The organism is Caballeronia sp. (genome assembly GCF_049581465.1).
In the GTDB taxonomy this organism is placed as follows: Bacteria; Pseudomonadota; Gammaproteobacteria; order Burkholderiales; family Burkholderiaceae; genus Caballeronia.
Map to the genome: position 1 here is coordinate 1 of NZ_JBAUSA010000534.1, position 6,022 is coordinate 6,022.

The window sequence follows — 6,022 nt, forward strand, 5'->3', positions numbered from 1 at the left end:
GCCTTGCCGATGTACAACGTCACGCCCGCGCTCGCACGCGACTGGCGCGCATTTCTCGCGCATGTCCGCCGACACATGGGCCCATGGCTCGACGCGCGTGGCGATGCGCTGCACATCGTCGAACCTGATGCATCCCTCGCTGGGTTCTGGCTGCGCGACGACCTGTTGTTGTCGCAGACGTGCGGGTATCCGCTGGTCCATGCGCTGCTTGGTCGGGTTCAACTCGTGAGCACCCCCGCATTCGATGTGGACGGCTGCGAGCGCGGCGAATACAGGAGCGTATTGGTGGCAAACCGGCGCGCTGGCGTAAGGTCGCTCGCTGCGTGCCGGGGCCTGCGTGCGGCCTTCAACAACACGGATTCCAATAGCGGCATGAACTTATTGCGCGCGGCCGTTGCGCCGGTCGCCGCAGGCCGGGACTTCTTCGCTTCGGTGATAGAAACGGGGAGCCATCTCGCGTCGCTAAGCGCATTGCGGGACGATCACGCCGATGTCGCCGCCATCGACGCCGTGACGTATTCGTTCGTGCGCGACCACCTTCCGGATCTGGCGCAGGGCGTCGTGCAACTCGGCGTGACGCGAAGTGCGCCTGGCTTGCCGTTGATTGCATCGAGACGGGTGCCCCGGGATGGCATCGATGCCCTCGCCGCCTCGCTCGACGCCTGCGTGGCGGAGGATCCGGCGCTGGCAAAACGCCTCAAGCTCACGGGTTTCATCCGGCGCCCGCTCGACGATTACGCCGCGATCCTCGAAATCGAAACCGACGCCGCCAAACTCGGCTATCCGCGTCTCGCCTGAGGACGCGCAAGGCAGACTTTCCGGCCTTCCGGCACAATCCGCTTTTGCCCTTTCGCTTTTTACCCTCTCTATCCACGCGTGAATGGCGAATTCGTCGCGCCACGCCGTAAATGCACGCTCACGCAAAAACGCCGGCGCCGCTCTCACGCAGTCATGGAAGCCGCAATGATCCCGTTTTCAGTTCTCGACCTATCCCCCATTCCCGCCGGATCGACCGCCGCCGACGCATTCCGGCACTCGCGCGAGCTTGCCCAGCACGCCGAAAAGCTCGGCTACCTGCGATTCTGGCTGGCCGAACATCACAATATGACCGGCATCGCGAGCGCCGCGACGTCCGTGGTCATCGGCCATGTCGCGGCAGGGACGACCACGATCCGCGTCGGCTCCGGCGGCGTCATGCTGCCCAATCACGCGCCGCTCGTGATCGCCGAGCAATTCGGCACGCTCGCGTCGCTGTTTCCGGGGCGCATCGATCTCGGCCTCGGCCGCGCACCGGGCACGGACCAGACCACCGCGCGCGCGTTGCGGCGCGATCTGCAGGGCAGCGCGGATACCTTCCCGGACGACGTCGTGGAGCTCCAGCGCTATTTCGCCGAGCCCGTGGAAGGCCAGCGCGTGCGCGCGGTACCGGGCGCCGGCCTTGACGTGCCGATCTGGCTGCTCGGGTCATCTACGTTCAGCGCCCAGCTCGCCGCCGCGCTCGGCCTGCCGTTCGCCTTCGCTTCGCACTTTGCGCCCGATTACCTGCTTACCGCGTTACAGGTGTATCGCACGCAATTCCGGCCTTCGAAGACGCTGGAACGACCCTATGCCATGGTCGGCGTCAATGTTTTCGCTGCCGATACCACGCGCGAAGCCGAATTTCTATTCACCTCGCTGCAGCAGCAATTCATCAATCTCAGGCGCGGCACGCCCGGCCAGTTGCCGCGGCCTGTCGAGCAAGTCGCCTGGTCGGAAGCCGAACGGGCCGGCGTGGAACATTCGCTCGGGTGCTCGATTGTCGGCGACCCGGCGCTCGTGGAAGCGGGACTCGCTTCGCTGATCGAACAGGTTCAGCCTGACGAATTGATGGTCACGGCACAGATCTACGACCACGCCGCACGACTTCGTTCATTCAAGATCACCGCCGACGCCCGCGCCGCGCTGGCGTGAGCCCGGCGGGCGGCTCGCTCTCGCCCCCAGCGCCACAAACTCCCTTTTTCTGGCGCTGGACGAGTGCTCTTTTGGCAAGCAATAATGAGGTCGAAGCCGTTGGGACTTTCCGTCCGATGCTTGGGGCGACCGCGCACCGAGTCGGGCGAACCTGCCCGAAGTAGCAGAAAGCCTATCGAAAGGTCTCAATAATAACGATGTCGGATTATCGGAAGGGAGAACGCAATGCCTAGAAGTCCCGCCACAGGATCGATGACCTTGCTGACGGAGCGAGATGACGCAACCGGTCAGGAAGTGCGAACGCTGCGCCTCGAACCTACCCCCGACGGCAAGGCCGTGCTATTGATTGAGGTGGATGAAAGAAAGGCCGGCATCCATCGCGAGATGCGCTACGAAATTACGCCGGCGGAGCTGATTGCAGCCATTCGGGCGCACGGCGCAGAACTGCCGGGCGAGCAACATAATCGCTAAAATGATTTAGGCATACAATGCTGGTGTTACGCGCTATCATTTAAGCGTAGCAGTAGTGGTAGTCAGGAATGAGCGGCTGATTTAATGGTGCTTTTTGAAACATCGGCAGCCGCCAGCGTGCACTGATCTGGTCCTTGAGCTACAGCCGCCAAGACGGCAGCTTACGCATCCCGCACCAGGTTCAATCACAGCATTCATTTTGTTGAGCCGCACATTCGCGACGGCCCGCTAATCGAGATTGGCGGGCTTGGCGTTGAAAGCGGCATTTTGCGGTATTACACTTATTGACCTGCGCCACCCAGCGCACCCCGATTTTCACAACTCCGTTAATTCATCGAGCCGCCCCGGTCCGCGCGGGCAGACCGGCTCGCCCCCCAGAAAGTAAAGCTGAATCAGGACAGCCGTGGACGAAAGAAAGAGAGACAGCATCATTGCCTATTTGCGCAGCCGAATGGCTGAGTTCGGCATTACTGAAACGGCTCTGGCCGAAGCATTGGCCGAAGAACCCGTTTCCGTCACTCCCCCGCCGTTGACGAACAGTGCGCCTCATCTGGCAAAACGCGCATTGCCGTCGATGCCTCAGATGCCGCAGAACGCCAATGGGACCACGCCGGCATTCAGAAGCGCGAATGGCGATACGTGGGACGGACAAGGCGAAATGCCGGAGTGGCTCAAACGCGCCGTGCATGCAGGGCAAGATATCGAGTTCTATCGGGTTTGACGCGTCGGTTTTCATTCAATCGGAACGCTTCAAGACCCTTCATCCGGCCGGTGTTGGCTGAGCGCCAAGCCGTAGTGCCGCCGTCGCCCTTCAAATTCCTCAGCAATTATTCTGTGACAGCCGTAGCGGAAAACGGGTTTTGGCAAGCAACGTAGCGGCAGAACGCGCCGGACCGTCGTGCCCACCAGGCTAGTTACGCACGGGTGATCCAGTTCAGGCACGGACCGTCCAGATTAGCCAACAAAGAGATAAATTGTGCCCATTGAAGCGAAAATCGATAAGCGCCCCGAAGGGCGCTTATCGCTCATAGGAGCATTGAACGCCCGCTGCGTCTAGAAGTTGAAGTTGTCGATATTCGATGCATCGAACGTGGTCGGCGGTCCAAGAACGACTTCGCCGCTCTTGCCCACCGTGCGCTTGCCGAGCTTACCCGCTTCGAACGTGTCGCCTTCCTTGCCCGTAATCGTGCCCGAGGCCAGATTGGCGGCCGCGTACGCTGCGAGATAGCCCAACTGGCTCGGATCCCACAACTGGAACGCCGTTACGGTGCCGTTCTTGACGAACGCGCGCATCTGGTTCGGCGTGCCCAGCCCGGTGACCATCACCTTACCCTTGGCCGGCGATGTCGAGATGTAGCGCGCGGCTGCCGCAATACCGACGGTCGTCGGCGAGATGATGCCCTTCAGGTTCGGATAGGCCTGCAACAAGCCTTGTGTCTCGACGAACGACTTCTGGTCGTCGTCGTTACCGTAGGCGATCTTGACCAGCTTGAGCTTCGAATACTCCGGTTTCTTCAGCTCTTCCTCCATGTACTTGATCCAGGTGTTCTGGTTTGTCGCATTCGGCGTGGCAGAGAGAATGGCAAATTCGCCCTCGCCGCCTACCAGTTTCGACAATAGCTGCACCTGTCCCCGTCCGATTGCTTCCGAGTTCGCCTGGTTCACGAAAATCTGGCGGCCGTCAGGCGCCGTATCCGAATCGAACGTCACGACTTTCACGCCCTGTGCCATCGCCTTTTTCAGGTAGGGAACGACTGCGTTTGCGTCGTTGGCCGCGATAACGATCGCGTCCTGGCGCTGCGTAATGAGCGTATTGATGTACTGCACTTGCGACGACGCGCCCGCGTCCGACGGGCCGACGACCTTGCCCTGGCCATTCATTTCCTTGATCGCGGCCATGCCGCCGTCATCGGCGATGACTTCGTACGGGTTGTTGATCTGCTTGGGCAGGAACGCGATCTTGAGGTCCGGTTTCAGCCCGTCCGCGTAGGCGGGCAGTGCGACCGACACTGCGATCAGCGCGGCGCATAACGCCGGAACGCTGAGGGACTTGAAGGGTTTTAGCATGGTTGTGTCTCCTGATGTCGCGCGCTGCGCCGGTTCGCCCGGAGTCTTCGCGCTGGTTTTAAAAGCCAACTTCATGAAAGCGTCTGCGTCATCAAGCGTTTTTCACGCATGACGCGCCAACGTGCAACAAGGTTCGGAATCAGCACCGACGACAGCAACAAGCCGCCGGTCACGATAGTCAGCGTCTCGCTAGAAACATCGGAGAGCGTCAGCGCATTGCGCAACACGCCGATGATCAGCAACGACAAGAGCACGCCGATCATCGATCCGCGCCCGCCAAAAATACTCACGCCGCCGAACAGGACGGCTGCGATCACCGACAACTCGAAGCCTTCGCCGTTGTCGCCGCGTGCGCTGGTGAAGCGCAGCGTGTACACCACGCCCGCAAGCGCGCTCATTGCGCCGGACAGCATGAACAGCTTGAGCTTGGTGCGCGCGACGTCGATGCCGGAAAACTGCGCGGCCACGGGATTCGCGCCGATCGCGTAGAGACTGCGGCCAAAGGGCGTGGCCTGCAACAGCACGCTATAGATGATGGCGCCAAGGATCACGAAGACGAACGGCATGGGCAGGAAGGAGGCGATGGTGTCCATGCCGAACGCCGTATAGGAGGCCGGAAAGTCGGCCACGGCCTGATCGCCGAGCAGCACGTAAGCCAGGCCGCGAAACAGCGCAAGGGTGCCGATCGTGACGGCCAGCGAAGGCAGGTTGAAGCGCACGATCACGAGCCCGTTGAACAGACCCGCAAGCGTTCCGCCAATCAGGACAATCAGGATAACTACCGGCATGGGGAGGCCCATATGCCAGAGCACGCCCATCAATGCGCTGGATGCTCCCAATATCGACGCCACCGACAAATCGATCTCAGCCGCGACGATGATCAACGTCATCGGCAATGCAATCAGCGCGATTTCGGTAAAGTCGGCGAGCATGTTGGACAGATTCGCGCTGGACAGGAACATAGGCGACAACACGCGGCCCAGGATCAGCGCGAGAACGAGCACCACGACCAGCATGGTCTCCCACGTGACGTGCCGGCGCGGGCCCTGAGTCAGGGCAAGTGCGGAATCGGGTTTAGCCATGATCGCGTTTCCTCATCATGCGGCGGGCGACGGAGCGCGCCAACAGTGTATCGAGCGTGATCGCGGCAACGATCAGCGCTCCCTGAATAGCCTGTTGCCAGAACGGCGAGACCCGCAACACCACCAGCGCGATATTGATCACGCCCAGGACCAGCGCACCGAGTGTCGCGCCCATTACCGTGCCCACGCCGCCCGTGATCGCGACGCTGCCGACCACGGCCGCGGCCACCACCTGCAACTCGATCCCCTTGGCCGTGCTCGCCTCCACGGTACCGAATCGTGCGAGCCAAAGCACACCGGCCAGACCCGCGATCGCGCCGGAGAGAAGGAAGCCGATCATCACGCGGCGCTCGACGCGAATACCGGCGAGCCGTGCTGCTTCGGGGTTCGAACCGATCGCGTAGTGCTCCCGGCCGCCGCGATACTGCTTGAGATAGATGCCGATACCGACC

7 protein-coding genes are annotated in these 6,022 nt (G+C 61.6%); 4 read left to right on the plus strand and 3 right to left on the minus strand.

Translation table 11 applies throughout. The features are described 5' to 3' along the window. The 4 genes from WCA53_RS13200 to WCA53_RS13215 form a co-directional block, all read left to right on the plus strand. A partial coding sequence (locus tag WCA53_RS13200) for a phosphate/phosphite/phosphonate ABC transporter substrate-binding protein (RefSeq protein ID WP_423910626.1) occupies nucleotides 1-798 on the plus strand: 798 nt, incomplete at its 5' end. 165 nt (nucleotides 799-963) lie between these two features. Further along, nucleotides 964-1,950 carry an LLM class flavin-dependent oxidoreductase gene (locus tag WCA53_RS13205; RefSeq protein ID WP_423910631.1) on the plus strand — a complete coding sequence of 329 codons (987 nt, stop codon included), beginning with the start codon at nucleotides 964-966 and terminating at the stop codon, nucleotides 1,948-1,950. Nucleotides 1,951-2,175: 225 nt separating this feature from the next. Beyond that, a complete protein-coding gene (locus tag WCA53_RS13210; RefSeq protein WP_423910636.1) occupies nucleotides 2,176-2,421 on the plus strand; it encodes a hypothetical protein in 246 nt (81 codons plus the stop codon). 403 nt (nucleotides 2,422-2,824) lie between these two features. Next, the gene (locus WCA53_RS13215) at nucleotides 2,825-3,142 is read left to right on the plus strand and encodes an H-NS family nucleoid-associated regulatory protein (protein WP_423910639.1); all 318 of its coding nucleotides are present in this window, start codon (nucleotides 2,825-2,827) and stop codon (nucleotides 3,140-3,142) included. 332 nt (nucleotides 3,143-3,474) lie between these two features. Here the strand turns inward: WCA53_RS13215 and rhaS are convergent, their stop codons facing one another. The 3 genes from rhaS to WCA53_RS13230 form a co-directional block, all read right to left on the minus strand. Beyond that, nucleotides 3,475-4,488, minus strand: a complete 1,014-nt coding sequence (gene rhaS / locus WCA53_RS13220) for a rhamnose ABC transporter substrate-binding protein (RefSeq protein ID WP_423910642.1) — start codon at nucleotides 4,486-4,488, stop codon at nucleotides 3,475-3,477. 71 nt (nucleotides 4,489-4,559) lie between these two features. Further along, on the minus strand, nucleotides 4,560-5,570 hold the full coding sequence (locus WCA53_RS13225) for an ABC transporter permease (RefSeq protein ID WP_423910645.1): 1,011 nt from the start codon (nucleotides 5,568-5,570) through the stop codon (nucleotides 4,560-4,562). Next, nucleotides 5,563-6,022, minus strand: a 460-nt coding sequence (locus WCA53_RS13230; protein WP_423910650.1) for an ABC transporter permease, incomplete at its 5' end; no start/stop codon positions are given. The genes WCA53_RS13230 and WCA53_RS13225, both read right to left, overlap by 8 nt.